Origin of the sequence: Clostridium sp. FS41 (genome assembly GCF_000954015.1) — a bacterium.
Classification (GTDB): domain Bacteria; phylum Bacillota; class Clostridia; order Lachnospirales; family Lachnospiraceae; genus Enterocloster; species Enterocloster citroniae.
This window is the reverse complement of sequence record NZ_JYHN01000059.1, coordinates 317,443-340,269: the sequence shown is the minus strand read 5'-3', so window position 1 is coordinate 340,269 and position 22,827 is coordinate 317,443. Positions and strand designations below refer to the sequence as shown.

At 48.5% G+C, this 22,827-nt stretch carries 19 protein-coding genes; 2 read left to right on the top strand and 17 right to left on the bottom strand.

The features are described 5' to 3' along the window. Positions 1–19 precede the first annotated feature (19 nt). A complete protein-coding gene (locus tag CLFS41_RS13560) occupies positions 20–880 on the bottom strand; it encodes a hypothetical protein (protein WP_052665723.1) in 861 nt (286 codons plus the stop codon). Positions 881–1,365: 485 nt separating this feature from the next. On the opposite strand from CLFS41_RS13560, the gene CLFS41_RS13555 reads away from it, so the two are divergent. Beyond that, positions 1,366–2,331, top strand: coding sequence for a hypothetical protein (locus tag CLFS41_RS13555; protein ID WP_052665721.1), 966 nt, complete (start codon positions 1,366–1,368; stop codon positions 2,329–2,331). Here the strand turns inward: CLFS41_RS13555 and CLFS41_RS13550 are convergent. The 3 genes from CLFS41_RS13550 to CLFS41_RS13540 form a co-directional block, all read right to left on the bottom strand. After that, positions 2,316–3,833, bottom strand: a complete 1,518-nt coding sequence (locus tag CLFS41_RS13550) for a DUF4454 domain-containing protein (RefSeq protein ID WP_052665717.1) — start codon at positions 3,831–3,833, stop codon at positions 2,316–2,318. The two genes, CLFS41_RS13555 and CLFS41_RS13550, sit on opposite strands and share 16 nt — an antisense overlap. Before the next feature lie 199 nt (positions 3,834–4,032). Further along, positions 4,033–4,350, bottom strand: coding sequence for a hypothetical protein (locus tag CLFS41_RS13545; protein WP_007858067.1), 318 nt, complete (start codon positions 4,348–4,350; stop codon positions 4,033–4,035). A gap of 160 nt (positions 4,351–4,510) precedes the next feature. Then, positions 4,511–5,548, bottom strand: a complete 1,038-nt coding sequence (locus tag CLFS41_RS13540; RefSeq protein ID WP_082082581.1) for a putative sulfate exporter family transporter — start codon at positions 5,546–5,548, stop codon at positions 4,511–4,513. A gap of 118 nt (positions 5,549–5,666) precedes the next feature. Between CLFS41_RS13540 and CLFS41_RS13535 the strand changes: the two genes are divergently transcribed. Continuing rightward, positions 5,667–6,524, top strand: coding sequence for a LysR family transcriptional regulator (locus CLFS41_RS13535; RefSeq protein ID WP_045092550.1), 858 nt, complete (start codon positions 5,667–5,669; stop codon positions 6,522–6,524). Between the two features lie 155 nt (positions 6,525–6,679). Here the strand turns inward: CLFS41_RS13535 and tsf are convergent, their stop codons facing one another. The 13 genes from tsf to CLFS41_RS13475 all read right to left on the bottom strand — a co-directional run bounded on the left by tsf (position 6,680) and on the right by CLFS41_RS13475 (position 22,743). Continuing rightward, the gene (gene tsf, locus CLFS41_RS13530; protein WP_007858077.1) at positions 6,680–7,615 is read right to left on the bottom strand and encodes a translation elongation factor Ts; all 936 of its coding nucleotides are present in this window, start codon (positions 7,613–7,615) and stop codon (positions 6,680–6,682) included. Between the two features lie 36 nt (positions 7,616–7,651). Then, entirely contained in the window at positions 7,652–8,398 is a 747-nt protein-coding gene (gene rpsB / locus CLFS41_RS13525; protein WP_007858079.1) for a 30S ribosomal protein S2, read from the bottom strand. 254 nt (positions 8,399–8,652) lie between these two features. Continuing rightward, the gene (codY, locus tag CLFS41_RS13520) at positions 8,653–9,441 is read right to left on the bottom strand and encodes a GTP-sensing pleiotropic transcriptional regulator CodY (RefSeq protein WP_007858080.1); all 789 of its coding nucleotides are present in this window, start codon (positions 9,439–9,441) and stop codon (positions 8,653–8,655) included. 156 nt (positions 9,442–9,597) lie between these two features. Beyond that, a complete protein-coding gene (gene topA, locus CLFS41_RS13515; protein ID WP_045092549.1) occupies positions 9,598–11,685 on the bottom strand; it encodes a type I DNA topoisomerase in 2,088 nt (695 codons plus the stop codon). Positions 11,686–11,735: 50 nt separating this feature from the next. Then, positions 11,736–12,899, bottom strand: coding sequence for a DNA-processing protein DprA (dprA, locus tag CLFS41_RS13510; protein WP_007858086.1), 1,164 nt, complete (start codon positions 12,897–12,899; stop codon positions 11,736–11,738). Then, entirely contained in the window at positions 12,890–14,431 is a 1,542-nt protein-coding gene (locus tag CLFS41_RS13505) for a YifB family Mg chelatase-like AAA ATPase (protein ID WP_045092548.1), read from the bottom strand. The genes dprA and CLFS41_RS13505 overlap by 10 nt, the downstream gene beginning before the upstream one ends. Positions 14,432–14,668: 237 nt before the next feature. Then, a complete protein-coding gene (locus CLFS41_RS13500; RefSeq protein WP_007858091.1) occupies positions 14,669–15,448 on the bottom strand; it encodes a TIGR03915 family putative DNA repair protein in 780 nt (259 codons plus the stop codon). 13 nt (positions 15,449–15,461) lie between these two features. Next, a complete protein-coding gene (locus CLFS41_RS13495) occupies positions 15,462–17,078 on the bottom strand; it encodes a putative DNA modification/repair radical SAM protein (RefSeq protein ID WP_045092547.1) in 1,617 nt (538 codons plus the stop codon). Positions 17,079–17,249: 171 nt separating this feature from the next. Beyond that, positions 17,250–18,266, bottom strand: a complete 1,017-nt coding sequence (gene galE / locus CLFS41_RS13490) for a UDP-glucose 4-epimerase GalE (protein ID WP_007858095.1) — start codon at positions 18,264–18,266, stop codon at positions 17,250–17,252. Positions 18,267–18,416: 150 nt separating this feature from the next. Continuing rightward, positions 18,417–19,757 (bottom strand): glycoside hydrolase family 3 protein, encoded by a 1,341-nt coding sequence (locus CLFS41_RS13485; protein WP_045092546.1) that lies wholly within the window; start codon positions 19,755–19,757, stop codon positions 18,417–18,419. 185 nt (positions 19,758–19,942) lie between these two features. Next, complete coding sequence (locus tag CLFS41_RS30080) at positions 19,943–20,113, bottom strand: hypothetical protein (protein ID WP_156200224.1); 171 nt, start codon at positions 20,111–20,113, stop codon at positions 19,943–19,945. A 45-nt stretch (positions 20,114–20,158) separates the two neighbouring features. Beyond that, positions 20,159–20,791, bottom strand: a complete 633-nt coding sequence (gene sigK / locus CLFS41_RS13480) for an RNA polymerase sporulation sigma factor SigK (RefSeq protein ID WP_007858098.1) — start codon at positions 20,789–20,791, stop codon at positions 20,159–20,161. An 83-nt stretch (positions 20,792–20,874) separates the two neighbouring features. Beyond that, entirely contained in the window at positions 20,875–22,743 is a 1,869-nt protein-coding gene (locus CLFS41_RS13475) for an LTA synthase family protein (RefSeq protein WP_045092545.1), read from the bottom strand. Positions 22,744–22,827 lie beyond the last annotated feature (84 nt).

Here is a 22,827-nt window from a genome sequence, read left to right as displayed (position 1 = left end):
TACTGGTACAGCTTGTGTACTAGTTCCTTCCTCCCTGTATACTGTCAATAAAACGTTCTGTCATTTCCTCACATTCAGGGTTGTCCGGATAAGAAAATGCCATTTCCATCACCATATCATCGATCTTTCGTGTGAAGTTCTGGTGCCCGTACCCCCATGCCTTATATTTGAAACCGCTGAATCCATGCCCGCCGATCACGCGCTCAGTCTCCACAAACGGTCCCGGATAGCGGTATTCATGGATCAGGTCATAATTATGCTTTCTCATCTGGTCCCCTGCTGGGATCTGAGGGTCATTGTCCTTATGATACCAGATAAACAGGGAATATCCGCCGTATTCTGCGGTGGCCGCTGTTCCAATGTCATAATAATTCTGCCCCCTGGCTTCCTCATCCCTGTACTCACTTACAATGCTGATATCACTGTCCGGTGGGATCAGAAGTCGGTAATCGGACCATTTATTCACCAATGTGCTGTCGCTGAGCAGAGCCGTCCCAAAAGGGATTCCGGTCAGTTCCCGGTCCATGGTTTTTGTCTGTGTCCCCTCTTCTGTCATCCACGCTCCCCATGGATCCACCTGGTACCCATCTGGAGTTGTGGTATTCTGGTACATATTCCCCTGGGAATCAAAACAATAGCACTCCGCCGTCCCGTCCATATCCCCATCGATCCAATACCAGCCGTCTTTCAGCAGATCTCCGTCCGAGTACCTGTAGCTCCAGATCCCCAGGTGATCCTGCTCCCACTGCCCTGCCTGGGATACAATTCCGGATACCAGCCCGGTCAGCACCAGTACATTGCCCGCTGCAAAGGCCATGGCAGCTTTTTTTACAAGTTTTATCATTCCTTTTATCTTTCTGTGATTTATAATAGGATCCATTTTTCACACCTCCCCACTGGAAATTATACCACATTTTCCCTTCCTGCAATAACATATTTCATTTACAAACTTCTTACAATCTGTTCATATTTCATCTATATTCTGCTCACATTTTATGGATATACTATATTTTGTAAAGAACATTGCTTATAAGACTTTTTTTCATAATACAGCCGGAGGGAGAAATCCCTGCCGGCTCCTCCCTATTTATAGGGGTATTTTATCCAATATTGCGTTTTACCGTTTATGGTGGTACAATAAAAAAATCACACCAGTTCCGGGAGGAGTGCGGTTTTTCCCGTATCGCAGGTGTCCGGTCTCACATTGATCATCCCGGGAACACGCTGCGGCTGGTGTGATTTTGATGTTTATTTTGATGTTTTTATTCATATGACACAGAAGGATATATGATGATACAATAGGTTCAGAGAAGCTATGGAATCTATAAAAATTCAATTTGCACAGAAATACAAGGGGAATCTAATATGAGAAGTAAATGTTTGACTGCTATAATAAGTCTCATAATAATGGTAAGTTTTTCAGCCGTGGTTTTTGCGCAACCAGTTGATACTCTTAGAGTATCCGAGGACCAAGCGGAAATCCTTGCGCTGGAAGATAAATTGCTGGAAACAGTAAATCATGGTGCTGCCAGGAGCGAAATAGAAAGCAATGACTTAGTGGATAGCATTGATTTTGATGCAGCATATAAGGTTTACGGCAATTCAGAACTGTTTGCGGCAAGATCCTCTGACCGTGATGTTTTATTAGAAGTCCTGAATGAAGGAGAGTATATTTGGCAGATACCGTTTTTCATTGGCGGCAGTACAATCCTGGTTGATATTACGAAAGTGACAAAAATCTCGAATAATATTCCTGAAGATTCAAAGAAAGTCCTTTCTGAAAAATTGAATAAATGGACCATCGGGGCAACATATGTGTATAATGACCGAACCGTGGATTATAAGGACAACGTTATCCAATCTATAAAAAATGCAAATTTAAACCCGGATGACTACACCTATGCTTTTGTAAGTGGTTTACCACAGATCAGGTATCCGGTTGCTATTGTATTTAGCCATAAAGCTGAGTTTATTATACCAGCCGAGGAATCAGCAACACATGCATTTAAAAACGTAACAGAAGACATGGTTTATTCAGAGCCAGAGACAATGCTTTCCAATACATACACGGATCATAACGGAGCTGGTTTTACTGTCTATAATTTTTATAAGGTTGCCCATGCTGTGGATTCAACGATACCAGGCATTGGAGGCGGGGACTTGGGAATAGGTAACGGCCTTAACAAATATCAACTATATATTGGAATCATTGTTTGTATGGGATTAGCCGGAACAGGAATATGGTATAAAATGCGTTCGGCTACAAAAAAAGAAAACCTGGCGGCCAGTTCCACGCCGTCAGGCCAATCTGATTCTCAATCCCCCAGATAATAAACAGCTGTAAAATGTCCCCTGCTGTTATAATACAGGTGATTGCCAAAAACATCCGTTTCCCCCCCGCTTCTCTCTCCGGCCCCTTTGGACGCAAAGATGAGACGCTGGTTCTCTGAGGCGCCCTCCAGGCTTACATCTCCCCCTGTGACCGTTCCTTTCAGCAGGTAAATATCTCCACGGTAAACGGTTTTCATCACCGTGTCCCCGCTGGTCTGCCACAACTGATACGTCCCGCTTTTATAATCCGCCCATAAGCCGGTCTCACATCCTTGGTCTTCAGCATACTCCCTAAGAATATATCCATAGACTGGATCGGCCGCGTTTCCGCCGGGATCCAGAGTCAGGATCCCGGCCTCACCTGTCAGCTCATCCAGTACCACTTCCACCTCTTTTCCAGCCTTCACCCCTTCCAGCTGTTCCGGTGTAATAGATGCAGGAACGGAAATACTTCCCTGGACCACATAATATCCGCCCATATCTTTTGCCTGTGTCAGGTCCGCGCTTAAGCCGGTTTCATCATATTTACCCAAATAAGAAAGGTAGGGGGCAAAAGGCAGGTCCTCTATTCCATAATGGTTGCTGCCATCCAGCATGGCCCGGTTTGGATCATCTTCCATCTCCTTGATAAGGGCAACGTTCTTTTTTTCCACATCTGACAGGATATCCTCTGAAAATGCTCCCGGCTCCGTGGTTCCCCTGTACCAGGAGTATGTTTCAAAATATTGCCGCAGCACCTCGTTCTGGAATATCCGCCCATGAAGGGCATAGATCTCATTTCTGAGCAGCCACAGATCCTCTGTGGGATACATGCAGAGATCCGCCTTGGTCAAGTACCGGAACATCAGACCGGAGCCCTGGAAAACACTTGAGGGGTAATAATCCCCATCCAGTTCGTGCAACCCTTTCACAGAGATATACGGGCCTGCAGGACCATCCAGGCAAAAGCGGATCTCACCGGATTCTGCCTGCATGTAACTGCTCCCATCCGGAAATACAGGCTCTATCTCATAGGAACGCCTGCCCTTTTCCGTGGAGATCTCAACCGATGCAATACTGTCATAATAAGAGGAATGATCTGCATTGCGCATGGAAAAGGCGCACTGTATACGGTCTGATTCCATCCCCTCCCGTGTCAGGTCAAAGGATACCTGGTAACGGATATCCCCTGCTTTTAAAAAGGCAGCGGACAACAGTTCATTTCCGGTTTCCAGGTTCTGTACCGCCTTGATGTGAAAACCGCCATCTCCTTGATCCCTTTCTTCCCCTTGTTTCAGGGGATTCCGGGCAACTTCCTCCTGGCTTTTCCCCCTTTCCTCTGCATCGGATACATCACCGCTATCCTGTGCCGCGGTCTCTTTTTCCCAGCTCCCCTGTTCCCGGTTCTCCTGTTCCAGACGCTCCTGTGCCAATCTTTCATTGCCAGCGCCGGACTGACAGGAACACAGTGCCAGACTAAATACAGCCGCATATAGTGCCATAGTTCCCTGTTTTTTTCTCATACTCCCATCTTCCTCCCGCAAGAAAAACAATTTGTGACCCTTATCTCAAGTATACACCTCTCCGGTATGGCGGTGTATTAATTTTTCTTTGCGATTTTGCAAATATTGCTTACTGAAAATCCCATGCTCTTAGATGATCCTACATGGCCCCGCAGAACCCTACATAATCCTACATGGCCTTAGATGGCCTTAGCTAATCTTACATAGTCCGGCGGATATGATCCTCAATAAATGAGTCCATCTCATATTCCGGAACCTGCAGCGCTTCTGACAACATGCCGTAAAGTTTGCCCCTGGCTTCCCCGGCCATGGCATCTTCCTCAGGTGAGGGGTGTCTTCTGGCCGACTTGTCGTTTCGCCTTATATAATGTGTCTTTATAACCTTAACCCACTCAACCGGATCATCAGAATGCAGCGCCTCCTGGTAAAATTCAGACCGGACCTTATCGGCGGCCACCTGAATGGTCCTGATATACGGCATTCGCTCAACTAACTCCAATGCATCTTCTCTTGTCATGTGTTTCCTCCATTCTCTGTTTCAAATTTATGTTACAGAAGCTTTTATAATAAAAAGGAGCAGCCTGACAACTGGACTTACACCGTCAGGCTACTCGCTGTACTTATATTATACTAAAAATAATCCTATTTTTCCAGACATTGATCCGGATCATACCGCATCAGATAATGCCCATAAAATACTCCACACCAATGGCCACAATCACCACCAGAGCCGAGATAATAAATCCATGGAGCATGGGTGCTGCGCCTGACTGGTACATTTCCTTAAAACTCGTATTCAGGCCAATGGCACCAAGGGATGCCACCATCAGGAATTTACTCAGCTCCTTTAGGGCCAAAGACAAGGACGGTGAAATGAATCCCAGGCTGTTTATAAACGCCAGGGCCAGAAATCCTAAGATAAACCATGGAAACAGGGATGAGAATTTTATATTTGCCCTTATATCCCCATTTAAACCTGTTGCCGCCGCTTCTTTGCGCTTGAGGCGAACCTCAATCAATGCAAAGATGATCACCGTGGGTATGATGGACAATGTGCGCGTCAGCTTTACCATGGTGGCAAAATCACCTGCCGCCTCAGAAAAAGCATATCCTGCCGCCACAACACTGGAGGTGTCATTGACTGCTGTTCCCGACCACAATCCATAGGCCATATCGCTCAGTCCCATTGCCCTGCCCATAATGGGAAACAACAGAATCATTGCCATATCAAACAGGAAGGTGGCAGACATGGCATAGGCAATGTCCCTGTCCCTGGCATTTACCGCCGGTGCAATGGCGGCTATGGCCGAACCTCCGCAGATACCTGTTCCGGCCGAGATCAGATTTGATAACTTCCAGTTTAATCCCAATGCCTTTCCCACAAAGTAACCGCCTCCAAAGCAGGTGAGCAGCGTAAAACACATCACAACCAGAGAATACCGGCCCACATGCAGGATGGTCTGTATGCTCAGGGATGCTCCCAGCAGTATGATGGCAAGCTTCAGGATCTTTTTCGATGTAAATCTGACTCCCGCTTGTGCGGCAGGTACCGGCCTCCAGAAATAATTCAGAAGCATTCCCAGAAATAAAGCAATGACCGATGCGCCAATGAGATGGACAGGCAAAAGGGACTCCAGAACCACTGCTGCTGCGGCAATGGTCAGGGAGAGTAAAAACCCGGGTCCGATCTCATATATTTTTTTCAAACAGTCCATACTATACACTACCTTTCTTTTTTTGTCCTCATTACTATAACAGCCCTTTTCGATAATGTCTAATTATCATTTTTTTATCTTCGATAAATTAATCTTATCACAAACAGGAGGAGTCTTTATGCTTGATTATCGGATGGAAACATTTCTGACCTTATGCCAAACCCTGAATTACCGCGCCACTGCCCAGATGCTGCATATTACGCAGCCGGCTGTAACCCAGCAGATCCACTGTCTGGAGGATTACTACGGGTGCCGCCTGTTCTCCTACGACAAACGTCATCTGTCCATGACCCCGGAAGCTGAACTCATACGCCGGCATCTGAATTCCATGAATTATCAGGAAAAACACTTACTGCGCACCTTAAAAACACCAAAGGGTCATGAATTGAAGATCGGTGTCACAAAAACCATAGGGGAATATGTGATCACAGCCCAGGTGGAAGGTTTTCTGAAGGAAGAAAACAACCGCATCAGCGTGGAAACGGACAACACTAAGCGGATCCTGGAATATCTGGATCACGGGGAAATTGATTTTGCACTGGTGGAGGGCTTTTTCAGCCATTCCAAATACCAATGCAGGCAGTATCTGAGGGAACCCTTTGTGGGATTCTGCAGTTTGGGACATCCCTTTGCCGGAGAGATCATCCCCATGGAACGGCTGTTTCAGGAAAATATCATTGTTCGTGAAAAAGGATCCGGTACCAGGAGCATATTAAAAAGGATGCTGGAAGAAAACAACCATACCCTGTCTGACTTTTCCCGTGTCACCCACATAGGAAACTTCAGGCTGCTGCAGCACCTTGTGGCCTCCGGGTGCGGCATTACCTTTGCCTACCAGGCGTTTGAAAACAGTCATTTCCCCATCTCCCCGTTCCAGGTGGATGGGTGGAACATATCCAGGGATTTCTATTATGTGTATCTTCCCAATACCAGCGCACTGCAATCGGTGGAGTTGTTTGAGGCTTACCGGGTATGATCCTTGGGTGATTCTGTACTAACTATACGAGGGAATTCCAGAGAAATTTCCTATGATATCATAAAAAGGTTCCAAGACACGTTAAATCGTATCTTGGAACCTTTTTTATTTTTATCCGTTTGGACATGATTATCAGTTTGGACATTAACAGGAAATTACATCCCCATCTGCTTAGCTACCTCAGCTGCAAAATCCTCGTTCTTCTTCTCAAGACCTTCACCAGTCTCAAAACGAACAAACTTCTTGATCTTGATGTTGGCGCCGTTTTCCTTAGCTACGGCTGCAACATACTGGGATACGCTCTGCTTGCCGTCCTCAGCCTTAACGTAAACCTGATCCAACAGACAGGTTTCCTTCAGCTCCTTGTTTACACGGCCCTTTACCATACCCTCGATAATCTTATCGTTGGCATCCGGCTTCTCATTCTTAGCAGCTGCTGTGAGGATCTCAGTTTCTTTGGCAATATATTCAGCGCTTACTTCATCCCTGCTGGTGAACATTGGCTTTAATGCAGCTGCCTGCATTGCCACGTTCTTCGCCATCTCAGTAATAGCATCGTTTACAACATCTGTCTCAACATCAATCAGAACGCCGATCTTACCGCCTGCATGGATATAGGAAGCAACAAAACCATTGGCCTCTTCTACCTGCTCAAAACGGCGGATGTTCATGTTCTCGCCAATAATGGCAATCTGGGAAGCCAGTGCTTCCTTCACGGTCAGGGACTCATCCTTGGCCCACTTCTCTTCCAGGAATGCGTCTAAATCCTTAGCGCTTGTGTTCAGAGCCTGTGCTGCCACATCAGCAACATAAGTCTGGAACTTCTCATTCTTAGCAACGAAGTCAGTCTCTGCGTTTACTTCAACTACAACTGCCTTCTTATGATCATCGGTTAATGCGGTAGCCACGATACCTTCAGCCGCGATACGGCCGGCCTTCTTAGCTGCTCCGGCAAGTCCTTTTTCCCTCAGGAATTCAACGGCCTTATCCATATCGCCATCAGTTGCTGCAAGAGCTTTCTTGCAGTCCATCATTCCGGCACCGGTTACTTCTCTTAACTCTTTTACCATTGCTGCGGTTACTGCTGCCATTTCATTTTCCTCCAATTTAAAAGTTTTAAAGTTTAATTAAGCCTCTGCTGCCTCAAATGTCTGGGCAGGAATCTCCAGCTCCATTGCACCTTCTAAAACTTCACCCTGCTTAGCTTCAATCACTGCATCAGCCATCTTGGAAACGATCAGCTTAACAGCTCTGATAGCGTCATCGTTGCCAGGGATAACGTAATCCAGTTCCTCAGGATCACAGTTGGTATCAACAATACCAATTAACGGAATACCCAGTGTGTGAGCTTCCTGTACACAGATATGCTCTTTCTTAGGATCTACGATAAAGATTGCATCCGGAAGCTTCTTCATATCCTTGATTCCGCCCAGGTTCTTCTCTAACTTATCCCATTCCTTCTTTAACTCAATAACTTCCTTCTTAGGCAGAACATCAAATGTTCCGTCTGTGGACATGGTCTCAATCTGTTTCAGTCTTGCAATACGGCTCTGGATGGTCTTGAAGTTGGTCAGCATACCGCCCAGCCATCTCTCATTAACAAAGTACATACCGCAGCGCTCAGCTTCAGCCTTGATTGCTTCCTGTGCCTGCTTCTTTGTACCTACAAACAGGATGGTGCCTCCCTCAGCAGCAATATCGGATACTGCCTTGTAAGCCTCATCAACCTTGCCTACAGACTTCTGTAAGTCGATGATGTAGATACCGTTTCTCTCGGTATAGATGTATGGAGCCATCTTAGGGTTCCATCTTCTTGTCTGGTGACCAAAGTGTACGCCAGCTTCCAGTAACTGCTTCATTGAAATAACGCTCATGTTCTTTACCTCCATGTGGTTTTAGCCTGCTACGCTTCACGTAGGTTCAGGCACTTCCGTCTGCTTCTCATGTTTCCCGGAAGACCTGTCCGAATATTAGTTTCCAGTTAAATGTTGGTTTCCAATATACATCCAGGCACCGTCCCGTAGAATCCACAGACGTGTTTTTTGTCAGCCTTACAAATATAACATAAAAACAGACAGCTTGCAAGCACTTTTACGTGTTTTTGCAAACTGTCTGTCATCTTTGTCATCTACTTCAGATTTGAGTTGGATGCCTTAATCGCTTTCAATTCATCAAACACCACATCATTGAGCACCTTGATGTAGGTTCCCTTCATTCCGGAAGAACGGGACTCGATCACGCCGGCGCTCTCAAACTTGCGCAGGGCATTGACGATCACGGAACGGGTGATTCCCACACGGTCTGCGATCTTGCTTGCCACCAGGATCCCCTCATTCCCATCCAGTTCCTCAAAAATATGGATGATGGCCTCCAGCTCTGAAAATGAAAGGGTGCTGATGGCTGATTTGACAATCTGCACCTTTCTTGTCTCCTCTGCATTCTCCTCATTCACGGAGCGCATCATCTCAAGTCCCACCACGGTGGTGCCGTACTCGCTCAATATGATATCATCAATATCAAAATGGTCGTCAGACTTATAAATAAACAGTGTTCCCAGCCGCTCCCCCGCAATGTCAATGGGGGTAATGATGGCCTGGTACTTTCTTACATTTTCCTCTGCAAATCCCAAGGTTGCCAGGTTCACATTCTCCTTGGTAGACAAAACGCTGAGGAGACGCTCATTCAGCATCTTATCGATGTAACCGCCTACCTGGTCCTCAATCAGCTCCTCAATCTCATCCACTCCGGGACAAATACTTACACCAAGCACTTTTCCCTTCTTGCTGATCACAAGAATATTGGATAACAATATCTCGCTCAATACCTTGCAGATGTCATTGAATACCACTTTATGCGAATTGTTGTTATGCAATAGCTTGTTAATTTTCCTCGTTTTGTCCAACAATTGAACGCTCATAATCGAAAACCTCCTTATCCAATTTGTATAACGCCCCAAAATGCCCTACTAATAATTGAATTTTAGCACAATTTTTAAGCAATAACAAGAGTTTTTTGAAGTTTTCGATTATTTTAAGATTTATATATATTTCCTTATTTACATTTACATTTTTTTCTATTTTTCCTTTATGTCCATGCGGTATCCGCAGGTTTCATTGGAGCAGAGAAGCTTGTTGCCCTTTTCCACCATGTAAGAACCACAGTTAGGGCACTTCTGGTTGGAGGGTTTCTGCCATGACATGAAATCACAATCCGGATTGGCCTCGCACCCGTAGTACAGCCGGCCCTTCTTTGTCTTCTTGCGGACCACTTCCTTTCCGCACTTAGGACAGGGCACACCGATCTTCTCAAAATACGGCTTTGTATTCTTGCAGTCCGGGAAACCGGGGCATGCAAGGAATTTTCCGTGAGGGCCGTACTTGATCACCATCTGACGGCCGCAGAGGTCACAGACCTCATCAGAAACCTCATCAGCGATCTTCACTGATTCCAACTCCTGCTCAGCGATCTGAACAGCCTCGTCCAGATCCGGATAGAAATTGCTCACAACAGTCTTCCACGCAACGGTTCCGTCCGCCACCTTATCCAGCAATGATTCCATGTTGGCTGTAAAGTTGGGATCCACAATGCTGGGGAATGAGTTTTTCATAATGCGGTTTACCACATCTCCCAGTTCCGTCACATAAAGGTTCTTGCTCTCCTTTACCACATACCTTCTGGCAATAATGGTGGTAATAGTGGGCGCATAAGTACTTGGACGGCCAATGCCCTGCTCTTCCAGCGCTTTTACAAGGGAAGCTTCCGTGTAATGTGCCGGCGGCTGGGTGAAATGCTGGCTTGGATCCAGATGGTCCAGCTTTAATTTTGTTCCCTTTTCCAGGTTGCCCAGCACCTGGTTCTTTTCCTCCTCGTCATCTGACTCCACATAGACGGACATAAAGCCCTCAAAGGTCAGCCTTGAAGCGGATGTGGTGAAAATATGGCTGCCTGCCCCGATCCTCACGGAAGTGGTCTCATAAACAGCGGAAGCCATACGGCTGGCTGTAAAGCGCTTCCAGATCAGCTGGTACAGGCGGAACAGATCCCTTTGAAGGGATTCTTTTACAATGGTAGGAGTCAATGTAATATCAGTGGGACGGATGGCCTCATGGGCATCCTGGATCTTCCCGTTCTCTTTTTTAGTCTGGGTGCCCTGGGTCACATAGTCCGCGCCGTAATGTTCTTTTACAAACTCTCTTGCTGCTGCGTCCGCCTCGTCTGCGATACGTGTGGAATCCGTACGCAGGTAGGTGATAAGACCCAGGGTTCCATGGCCCTTAACCTCTACGCCTTCATACAGCTGCTGAGCCAGACGCATGGTCTTTTGTGTGGAGAAATTCAGCGCCTTGGAAGCTTCCTGCTGAAGGGTACTGGTGGTAAACGGAATGGGTGCCTTCTTGACACGCTCCCCCTTCTTCACTTCCTCCACCTCATAGCTGCAGCCTTCCAGTTCCTTTAAGATCTGATCCAGTTCTTCCTTGTTGCGGATCGTGGACTTGCCGCCTTTAGAATCCCTGGTACCGTAGTACTTGCCCGTTAACGCCTTTTTACTTCCCTTCATCAAAAGGTCGGCATCCAGATTCCAGTATTCCTCCGGAATAAAAGCGTTGATCTCGTCCTCCCTGTCGCAGATCATCCTCAGGGCAACCGACTGCACACGTCCTGCACTTAAGCCCCTCTTGACCTTTGCCCAGAGAAGGGGGCTGATGCGGTAACCAACCATACGGTCCAGCATCCTTCTTGTCTGCTGTGCGTTCACCAGGTTCATGTCCAGGTCCCTGGGAGATTTAAAGGAAGCTTTTACAGCATTCTTGGTAATCTCATTAAAGCTGATCCGGTATACATCCTTGCCCTTTTGCTCATCCAGCTTTAACGCCTTCATCAGATGCCAGGATATGGCCTCCCCTTCACGGTCAGGGTCTGTTGCCAGATAGATCTTATCCGCTTTTTTCACTTCCTTGCGAAGCTTTGCCAGCACATCGCCTTTTCCTCTGATCGTAATGTACTTTGGTTCATAGTCATGCTCCGCATCAAAACCCAGCTGGCTTTTGGGAAGGTCTCTCACGTGGCCCCCTGAGGCATCCACCTCATAGTTGTTTCCCAGAAACTTCTTGATGGTTTTTACTTTTGCTGGTGACTCCACAATTACCAGATAATTTGCCATTGTAAAACTCCTTATTCCCTGTTCTTATATTGATAAATACACATAAATTACTATTCGTTTGTCATTCCTTGTACGTAGTACTGGCCTCTCGCCCGCACTGCATATCCTCCCAGTTCCAGTTCCAGCAGAGCGCTCATACAAAGGCTCACAGAAAGTCCTGTAAGCACTGCGATCTGTTCCGGGTTTCTGGGTTCGGAATCCAGGCAACTATACACCATTTTTTCAATCTTGGCAAGTCCCTTATTGTCTTTTTTGTTAGAAATCCTTTGTTTTTCGTAAAAAATGCCCATATCTTCCAGGACATCCAAAGGGGATGTCAGGATCCCCGCTCCGGCTCTGATCAGATAATTGCACCCCTGGCTTAGGGGATCTGTAATCCTGCCGGGAAGGGCATATATATCCTTTCCCTGTTCCAGTCCCAGCTGCGCCGTGATCAAGGAACCACTCTTTTGCCTGGCCTCAATCACCAGGATCGCGTCAGATAATCCGCTTATGATCCGGTTGCGCACAGGAAAATTCCGGGCGCAGGGCTCTTCCTGGGGCGCATACTCAGATATGATACCGCCCTTTTCAAGAATCTGTTCAAACAGTCTGTAATTTGTTTTGGGATAACAGATATTTACCCCACAGCCCAGCACTGCGAAAGTCCTTCCTCCGCCTTTTACAGCTCCCGCGTGGCCGGCCCCATCGATTCCCAAGGCAAGGCCGCTGATAACCTGTACCCCTTGTCCGGCCAGTTCCCTGCTTATATACTCCGCAGACTGTTTTCCATAGAATGTACAGTTTCTGGCCCCGATCACCGCTGCTGTGGGAATCTCCTCCTTTGGAAGTTCCCCTTTTACATAGAGTCCCATGGGATAGTCATAAATATGCCCCAGACGTTTTGGATATTCCGGATCAAGGGGTGTTACAAAACGGATTCCCTTTTCCGGCAGGCTGTGGTACTCCTGGCGCATGGGTTCCAGTTCCTTCTTCCATCTGTCAAATTGAAGGCATTGTTTTTCGCTGCGCAGGATTCCCATTCGGCGCAATTCTGTTCCTTCTATATAATATACATTCTCGAATCCTCCTGCCCGCTCACCGGCCTTTTTAACAGTCACGGCGCCAACACCCGGACACCTGGTGAGCCAATAGATGAACTCCTTTTCCCTGTTTAATTTAAGGACCGGGCCTTCCTGCTCCAACTGTCCTAACCTGTCCTTTATCATCCCCATAATTTATCCTCCAGCATTCCATAGCCCAACGCTTCCGCCAGGTGCTCCCGTCTGATGGAGCCGCATCCCGCAAGGTCGGCTATGGTCCGCGCTACTTTTAATGCTTTGTGATACCGCCTGGCGCTGAGTCCTCGTGTTTCATATGCTGATTTTAACAGGCGCTTTTCCTTTTGTCCTAGTACGCAGTACTGGGCCACCTCCCTGGGCCCCATATGGCTGTTGAACCGTATCCCGGTTCCCTCATAACGATTTCTCTGAATCTGTACGGCAGCCTCCACCCGTTCCCGGATGGATGCAGAATCCTCATTGTCCTGGTTTTTGCCGCTTAACTCCTCAAATGAGATCATGCTGGCCTCTGCGCAGAGATCGAACCGGTTTAGTACAGGCCGTGATATGTGTTCCAGATATCTTTGGATCTGTGTCTCGGAGCAGTTACACCTGGTCCTGTCCGGATAAAATCCGCATGGGCACGGGTTAATGGCTGCTACGATGAGAAAATCGGCCGGGAACTCATAGTTTCCATGTACCCTGGTAACCGTAACCCGGCGCTCTTCAAGTGGCTGTCTCAGTATGTCTATGGCTTTTCGTCCAAAGTGGGGCAGCTCATCCAGAAAAAGTATCCCCCCTGATGCCAGGGATAGTTCGCCCGGCTTTGCCATTCCACCACCTCCCGTCAGGGCAAGAGGCGTGACGGTGTGGTGGGGATTTCTGAATGGACGGTGCGACAAAAGAGGCTGCCCCTGGGGCAGCATACCGCAGATGCTGTATATCTTTGATATCTCGATGTCCTCCTCCCTGGATAAAGCCGGCATAATGGTGGGAATCCGTTTGGCCACCATGGTTTTTCCGGTTCCGGCACTGCCGCTCATGAGAAGGCCGTGCATTCCGGAAGCCGCGATCTCAGCAGCCCGTCTCAGGACCAGCTGCCCGTTTACATCCTGAAAATCCACATCATACCCTTTCCCTGTCTCACCCCCGGCATTTTCCTTCAGGCTGCCCGGCTTCAGCACTTCTATGGATCCAGGCGTTCTCAGCATGCGGACCATTTGTTCCAGGGACTCTACCCCCACTATATCTATATTTCGGATCACCAACCCTTCCCTGGCATTTTCCACCGGCAGAAAGCATCGCCTTAATCCGTGTTCCCTGGCAGCATCCACCATGGAAAGCACACCGTTCACAGGCTTTACCCTCCCATCCAGCCCCAACTCTCCAATGACAAAACAGTCCTGTAGTGCGCATAGATCCACCTGCTCAAATGCCCCCAATACAGCCACGGCTATGGCCAGGTCGTAAGCGGTTCCCCCTTTTCGTATCCCTGCCGGGGATAAATTCACCGTGATCTTCCGGGCCGGCAGCCTGAATCCGGAGTTTCTAAGAGCCGTGCGCACCCGCTCCTGAGATTCCCTGACCTCGGAAGCCAGATGGCCGGAAATAGAAAAAGCAGGCAGCCCCCCTGATACATCTGCCTCCACTGACACAAGAAAGCCGTCCACAGCCCGTATACCTCCGCTGTTGATTTTTGTAAACATTCATATTTCCTTTCTTTTGTGTGTTTGATTCATAGTACCCCTGTCAAATGAGGGTATCGTGTGTTATAAAATTGGGATATAGCACAAACCGTGCCTGATCGTAGCAAGACAGAGCAGGAAGATACCTGCTCCTCTGAATTAAGATAGTATTACTATACTAAAATACTGTAAAAAAAACAAGGGTATCTTAAATTACATTCTGTGATGTATCTCAAGGCAGCCTGGAGCAGCACGGGCTCACTTGCGGAATTCCGTCATGTAGGGCCTGAAACGCAAAGGTAAATGGTTTCTCTGGCAGACAGGATTCTTCCTTTCCTTAATGGCAATGGTATTAAAAAAGGCAATCCACAGGTCCTCATACTCCTGTTCATCTGTGTCCTGTTCAAGGCACAGCTGCCAAATTCCACCATTCCCTGACTGCTCCATGGGATGATTGACGATCATCCAGTCCCTTCCCCTTGGGTGGACCGCTGCCTTCTCCCTGTTCTCATCATAAATCACCCAGTTTTCCTCAGGAAGCCTGTCGGCAAAATGGGGTGCCAGGAGCGTCATCACATCGTTCTTTGGCCCGATCCTGGATACCAACATGCCTCCCGGAGCCTGGGAAAAACGAAGGAACTCCACCAGCAGATGGTTTTCATTATATACATTACGGCACATCTGAAAGAGTTCATAGCTCTCCGGAATCTGGAGCTGATCCAATATCTCCGGCCCCATGGCAAAGGCCCGTACCAAAAAGCGGTAGATCTTATCCGCCCTGTCACCGTCCTGGCTCAGGGATGCCACATAAATCTTCTCATAAACACTTTGTGACAGCTTTTTACACACGGACCGTGTTACCTTTCCCACCTTTTCAGGTGACGTCCCCACATCCACATATTCACTGAAAAGCTCCATCTCCTGATAGGTTCCCTTAAGTTCCAGGCGCACGTTATCATGCCCTTTAAGCCCCATCCAGGCATCATAGATGCCGCACAGGATCCCCTCAAAATCCGGATTACACAGATAAATGGTCATGATCCCTTACCTCCTAAAGATTCCCCAGCACGGCTGTATATTGGTCCTCATCTGTAACCGGCATCTCCATATGCATATCATCAAACAGCGACAGCTGCCTGAAACAGTCCTTGTGTTCTATATCCCAGGCAGCCCTTCTCTCATCCCCTATGAGACAGTTGGTGATGTAGTCCTGGTCCAATCTTGCCCCTTCCATCATGCGGCCTGAACAGGTGATAAAATATCTAGCCCGCTTCAGCACCACCCCCAGCTTCTTCAGGTCCTCAAAGCCCAGCTTTCCTGCACTTCTGGCAGACACGATCCTCACGGCGGACTTCACCCCCATTCCCGGGACACGAAGCAGTTCATCATAAGAAGCCCTGTTCACCTCCACGGGAAATCCCTCCAGATGGCGAAGGGCCCAGTCACACTTGGGATCCAGAAACACGTTAAAATTCGGCTTATCCTCTGACAGCAGTTCCTCTGCCTTAAAGCCATAGAACCGCAGCAGCCAGTCCGCCTGATACAGCCTGTGCTCCCTGAGCAGGGGCGGCCCCCCGGGCAGGCTGGGAAGGCTGCTGTCCTCATTCACCGGAATATATGCGGAATAAAATACCCGCTTCAACCCAAAGTTCCGGTAAAGGGCCTGGGTCACGGACATCATCTGATAATCATTCTCCGGAGTTGCCCCCACGATCATCTGGGTACTCTGCCCCGCGGGCACAAAGGCTGACTTCTTATACCTGGAGGCGGGAAGAACCAGATGGCTCTTATGGGCATCCCAGGATGCAGCGCCGGCTGTGGTGCCGGCTATGGTGCCGGCTGCTATACCGGTTGTTATACCGGTTGATGGATCGGATGGTTGAAGATCCGGTACTCTTCCCACGGACCGGTCTGAATCATCTCTTTCCTCCAGCACCCCCAAGGGTGCCTGGGCCAGCTTCGGATCGATCAGGGCCGCGCCCCCGGCAAAGCCTGCATGCTTTGTGCTGTAGGGCTTCTTATACTCCCTGTCATACCCCAGCAGATGGCTGGATACAGAGATCCCCTGCTGGATCTGGCGCATGGGGCTTAGGATCTTATCCCGGGTCTTTCCAGGCGCCAGGTTCTTAAGCCCCTCTGCTGTGGGCAGTTCCAGATTAACGCTCATCCTGTCGGCCAGGAACCCTACGCGCTCCACCAGCTCAGGATCAGCGCCCGGTATAGCCTTCACGTGGATATAGCCGTTAAAATTCCACTGGTTCCTGAGCTTGTACATGGTCTCGTATATCTGCTCCATGGTGTATGTGGCATTATACAGAATGCCGGAGCTCAGGAAAAGACCTTCAATATAATTCCTCCGATAGAATTCAATGGTCAGTTTACAGACCTCGTCCGGTGTAAAAGCAGTCCTCACCACATCATTGGTACACCGGTTCACACAGTACTTACAGTCGTAAATGCACTGGTTGGTGAACAGGATCTTAAGCAGGGATATGCACCGCCCGTCCGCCGCAAAGCTGTGACAGATTCCCGCCTCCGATGTATTCCCAATACTTCCGGCCTTACCCCTGCGCTTCACACCGCTGGATGTACAGGCCACATCATACTTTGCCGCATCTGTCAATATCTTAAGTTTTTCCTGTATGGTTAAATTCTCCTGAATCAGCATGGCATCGCCCGTCCTCGAACATATGTTTGTTTTAACAGTTTACCATAAGGCCGCGGTAAAATCAACCCCTGATGCAAACATTTGTTCTTTTATATTAAAAACCGTATATAAAAAAAGCCCGGAGCCAGACAGATACTTCCAGCTCCGGGCCTGCAAAAGCCTGTATTTTATTTAATCCCTGTAGCCATTTGGGTTCATGGACTGCCATTTCCATGAATCAGCGCACATTTCCTCAATTCCCTTTTCAGCCCTCCAGCCCAATTCCCTGCCGGCTTTTGCGGAGTCGGAATAGCACACTGCCACATCTCCGTCCCTGCGGGGCCGGATCTCATACTTTAATGTCTGGCCGCAGGCCTTTTCATAGGCATGGAGCACATCCAGCACACTGTAACCAACGCCCGTACCCAGGTTGTAGATGCTGACTCCCTCCCTGTCTTCCAGCTTTTTAACAGCCTTCACATGGCCCTTTGCCAGGTCCACCACATGGATGTAGTCGCGCACTCCGGTCCCATCAGGCGTGTCATAATCATTGCCAAATACATTGAGATGTTCCAGCTTGCCCACTGCCACCTGGGCAATATAAGGAACCAGGTTGTTGGGGATCCCCTTTGGATCCTCGCCGATCAGGCCGCTCTCATGGGCTCCGATGGGATTAAAGTAGCGCAGAAGGACCACATTCCACTGATCATCCGCGGTATGCAGGTCAGTGAGGATCTGCTCCAGCATTCCTTTGGTGCGTCCGTAAGGATTGGTGATCTCCCCCTTAGGGCAGTTCTCGGTAATGGGAATCTCGGCAGGATCCCCGTACACGGTTGCAGATGAACTGAATACAATATTCTTAACCCCATGGTTCCTCATCTCATCACAGAGGATCAGGGTTCCTGTTATATTATTGTGATAGTATTCAAGAGGCTTGTGAACAGACTCACCCACGGCCTTCAGGCCTGCAAAATGGATGACAGACTCAATGTTCTCCTTATCAAATACGTTCTTTAGTGCGGGCTGGTCAAGCAAGTCCACCTCATAGAATGTAACCTTCCTGCCGGTAATCTGCTCCACTCTCTGAAGCGCCTTCTCACTGGAATTGTAAAGGTTGTCTACTACTACTACATCATAACCTGCATTTAAAAGTTCCACGCAGGTGTGGCTTCCGATATAACCGGCGCCTCCAGTCACTAAAATCGCCATTGCTTTTCCTCCTTATGAACACTTGGTTGCCGCAAAAAGACGGAACAGGTTCCAAATTCACCGGTCCCGCCTGCTATGACTAGTATAAAGGCAAATACATCATAAGACAATGCACAATTCTTTTATCTTTTTATAATATTTTTTGAATTTTTATGAAAATGATCCTGGCAGCCCGGCTTTCACCTTCAAAATGCGCAGTACGGATCCATCCAGACGCTCCACGGAAATTTCCCCGTCCCGGACTGCCCGGACCACCTCCTCATAGGCCGCATGGAAATCCGCGGGCATCAGCAGCATATCCGCACCGGCCTTAAAGGCCATCACTGCCGCTTGACCTGACGGGTAATGCTCCTGTATAGCCCCCATATTCAGCGCATCCGTAATGATGATCCCCTCATATCCCATTTTCTCCCGCAAATACCCCTGCAGCGCCTCCCCTGAAAGGGAACATGGAACATCTTCCCCCGTAATCCTTGGCAGGGATATGTGTCCTGCCATGATAAAGGGCACCTGCCGCTCTGCCATGGCATAAAAAGGCACCAGATCCGTTTTCTCAAGTTCTTCCCATGTCTTATCCGCATAGGCATATCCCTGGTGGCTGTCCCCTTTTGTGGCCCCATGGCCCGGGAAATGCTTTGGTACTCCATAGACTCCCTGACCTGTAAGCCCGTCCAGATAGGCCAATGACATTTTTGTCACCAATTCCGGGTCCGTCCCAAAGGAACGTGTCTTTACCACCGTATTATCCGGGTTGGTGAGCACATCCGCATCCGGGGCAAAATCCACATTGATGCCGTACTCTCTCAGATATGTCCCAATGGTATTACCCGCATCGTAAGCCATTGCCCAGTCACCGGATGCTCCGATCTCAGCCATTGCAGACACCTGCTCCACCTGAAATCCCTCATGAGTACCGATCCTGGCAATATCCCCTCCCTCCTCGTCAATGGAAAGAAACAGAGGGATCCCGCTGTGTTCCATGGCATATGCCTGGGTATGTGAAGTCATCTCCTTTAGCTGGGCTGGGTCCACCAGGTTTCCGGAAAAATAGATAAGTCCGCCCACCGGGTATTGCTTTAGCGCTTCCCTAATGGTTTCATCCGCCACAGTGACCTGGGAACCGCCTGTCAGCTGCTCCGGAGTGATAATGAACAGCTGGGCTGCCTTTTCCTCCATAGTCATCTGGTCCAGGATCTCACGGGCCCACTCCGTCTGTCTGCCCGCATCCTGCTCCTCTGCCATCCGGTCACGGCTCTCCTGCCCCTCTGCCCCATTCGTATCCTTCCCGCCCTGAAGCCCGTTCTCGGAATCGTTTCCCCGTTCCCTGCTCCAAAGCCGTTCCGAGGAAAGATGCTCCTTTCCCCTGCTCCGCACCAGACCAATAAGGCAGACACACACAATTCCGGCTGTCAGGACCACGGTCCCGCCTATCATATATTTTGACCATGCCTTTGGCTCACGCTTTTTTCTTGATTGTCCTTTTTTGATCAACCTTGTCTCTCCTTCTGTCTATCATGTTTCCGTCAGTTATATTCAAATTCCTGTAAAAGCAGTGATCCGTTTAAATATCCCCTGTACTCTTATCTATATTCTGTGCATACGTTTTAACTTTCATCCTTATTGGGAACATCTCACCCGTGTCTTCGGTTTTTCAGCGTTGGGAGCGCACATGGACATCAGATATTCATAGGCATCTCCAATCCGGGCAAATCTTCCATCATTTCTATAACTGCAAAGGTTCTTTTGATAAATAATATTGCTTTTTCGATTATATCATATCTCCCCCTAAAACAAAACACCGGAACCTTGAGTTTCCCCCTCAAGTTCCGGTGTCTGTTCAGATTCATTTCTTAATTTATCCGCCAAGGCGCCGTGTTTCACTGACTTTATTTTCAGCCGCCGTGTTTAGAAAACTCCGCCCGTATCTTCTCAATCGCCTTTTTCTCAATGCGGCTCACATAAGAACGTGAGATCCCGAGGTTCCCCGCAATCTCACGCTGGGTATGTTCTTTGCCCCTGTACAGTCCATAACGCATTCCCAATACCGTCTTTTCAGTTTCCGTCAGACAGGATTCAAATGCCTCGTACAGTTCCTTTACGTCCTGTTTCAATATCATGGTATCCAATGTTTCTTTATTGTCCATCTCGATGACGTCTACCAAGCTTACTGTTTCCCCGTCCTTGTCTACCCCTATAGGTTCAAAAAGAGACACTTCTTTGGAAAATTTCTTGCTGGCACGAAGGAGCATCAGTATTTCATTTTCCACGCATCTGGCTGCATAGGTGGCCAGTCGTGAGCCTTTATCTGCATTAAATGTATTCACGGCCTTGATCAGGCCGATAGTCCCAACGGATAGCAGGTCCTCCATATCGTAATCAGAGCCCTGGTACTTTTTTACCACATGGGCCACCAGACGCATATTATGCTCAATCAGCATATCCCTGGCTGACTGGTCGCCCTCTTTGCAGCGTTCCAGATACTCTTTTTCCTCTCCTGCTGTTAATGGTTTCGGAAAAGTCTTCAAAGAAAGCCACCCTGCATATTCTTAATCTTATTCTATGCGGGGGCAGCTTGCCAAGTGCTTTTACAATTTTTTCTAAGCTTATACTATTTTATAACAAACATGTCCTTGTACTTTTTCCTGTCCAGACTGTGGTTGTAAACCAGGGCCTCATAGTCCAGGACCATGTCCTGATAGGGACAGCGCTCCGACTCGGCCTTGGCCCAGTAATAGTAATTGCCCTCCCTGTCATAACAGCCCAGGAAATGGACCACGGGCAGCACTTCCTCCATCTGGAGAAGGAAACGGTTATAGGGTGTCAGTTCCAGATTGGCCATTCTCAGGACCTCTGAGGAGAGGTAGACCGCTCCCAGCTTTCCCATGTCCCGGGAAGGCATGTCATAGTTGGTCCAAATAATAAAGGGTGTCTCATACCACATAAGATGATCCTGTACCGGTACCTCACTGCTTGGCATGCCGGCTATGGCGTCAAAAAATTCGTCCTCCACGCTGGGCTGGTGATCCCCAAACATCACGATCATGGTGGGTTCATCCACCTTGGAAAAATACTCCAGCAGGTACTGAAACGCCTCGTCTGACTTTTTCATCAGGGAAAGGTATTGGTCCGTCTTGGGATACAGGCCTTCATATTCCCCTGTCAGCCATACTTCCTGCTCAAAATTGTCATACTCCTCCTCATATCCCCCATGGTTCTGCATGGTCACATTGAAAATAAAAAGCTTATCCTCAGGCGCCCTCTTGCTCTCCACCACACTGATCAGCTTGTCGTAATCAGCCGCATCGCTCACATAATTACGAAGCTGTTCACTGTCTTCATAAAATTCCTCGTCCAGAAACGCGTCAAAGCCCATATTATTGTAACACTCCACCCGGTTCCAGTTTTCACCGGGATACGGATGCATGGCCACGGCATCATACCCCTGGTCCTTCAGCGTACTAACCATGGAATATGTATCCGGCTTTACATTAAACTGGTAGGCAATGGAATTGGAGGGCAGCAGGGCCATGGAATCCCCTGTGAGAAACTCAAATTCCGAATTGCTGGTAAGGGAACCGAACACGGGGACGCAAAGGCTTCCCTTGACCGTGTTCTCCTCAAGACTGCTGATAAACGGAAAATACTCCGTATTGGTTGTAAAATCCCCTGCAGTCCTGAGATCCGACAGGCTTTCGTTCATAATGCAGATCAAATTCACCGGAGTGATACTGTCATCCTCCAGGGACACGCTTCCCAGGGATGCCAGCCGTACCTGCTCCTCCTCTTCCAGCCTGTCATGTATCTCCTTCAGCTTTGCCGTACTGTAGCCCTGAGGCGGTTTTTTTACCATGTACTGAAGGGACACTGCAGTGGAAAGCACATACCCGTATTCCTTATACGTGTCATTGACAGCCCACATATTGATCCCCAGCCCCCAGCCGGGCACCAGGGAGGTAAAAAACCAGGCTGCAAACCCTCCGATGGCTGCTGCGGTGCCTGCCCCGGCAGCCAGGCGGAGCTTCCACCCCCTGATGCGAAACGGCATAAACCAAAGGGCAATATTCATCAAAATCACACATACACAGGCGATCTTCATCTCCTGGGTAATGACAAATGTATAATTTCCCGAAACGGTCATGGCTGTCTTAAATGCCATGGCATCCCACAGCAGGATGGGACGGTCCCTGAAGGCCACCACAAACGCCTCTGCCAGGGACAGCACCAGCAGGAAAACAGACACCACAGGCACTGCCGCGCGGGTGGTTCCGCTCACCGCAAACAGCATGAGGTACAGCACATACATCCAGGCTATATTGAGAACAGCCATACTCACGGAAACCGTTGCCAGGTTGCCGGTCACATATTCAAAAAGCAGATACGAGATACAAGGCACCAGCAAAAGGCATACGATCTTACATACAGCCTTGCTCACGTTCCATCGTTGTTTTAAATATTTATCCCTGTTTTCCTTTGTCACTGATTCCGTCCTTCTGAAACATTTTCAATCACGAGTTAGAGAGCATTTTTCAAACACACTATAGCACAAACATATTTTCCGTAC